The sequence below is a fragment of the Achromobacter sp. SIMBA_011 genome (assembly GCF_046535435.1).
GTDB lineage: Bacteria > Pseudomonadota > Gammaproteobacteria > Burkholderiales > Burkholderiaceae_B > Achromobacter > Achromobacter dolens.
Map to the genome: position 1 here is coordinate 1 of NZ_JAWRWN010000392.1, position 275 is coordinate 275.

Consider the following 275-nt stretch of genomic DNA (forward strand, 5'->3'; position numbering starts at 1 on the left):
TCCTCGAGCGTTTCGCGTGCGGCGGCCTCGGCCGTCGTCTCGCCCATTTCCATGAAGCCCGCGGGCAGCGTCCAGAACACGTAGCGCGGTTCGATCGCGCGGCGGCACAGCAGCACCTGATCGCCCCAGACCGGCACCGTGCCGACCACGTTGCGCGGATTCTGGTAATGGATCGTGCCGCAGTGATCGCAAACGAAGCGCTCGCGGTTGTCACCCTGAGGAATGCGCGCGATGACTTCGTGGCCGCAGACGGAGCAGAATTTCATGTCGAGTGG

The 275-nt window shown here is 65.1% G+C and carries 1 protein-coding gene; it reads right to left on the bottom strand.

Annotation, left to right across the window (positions count from 1 at the left end):
- Positions 1-266 (bottom strand): NUDIX hydrolase (locus SB816_RS31420; RefSeq protein WP_410548172.1); only part of this gene is annotated, 266 nt, incomplete at its 3' end.
- Positions 267-275: the final 9 nt, after the last annotated feature.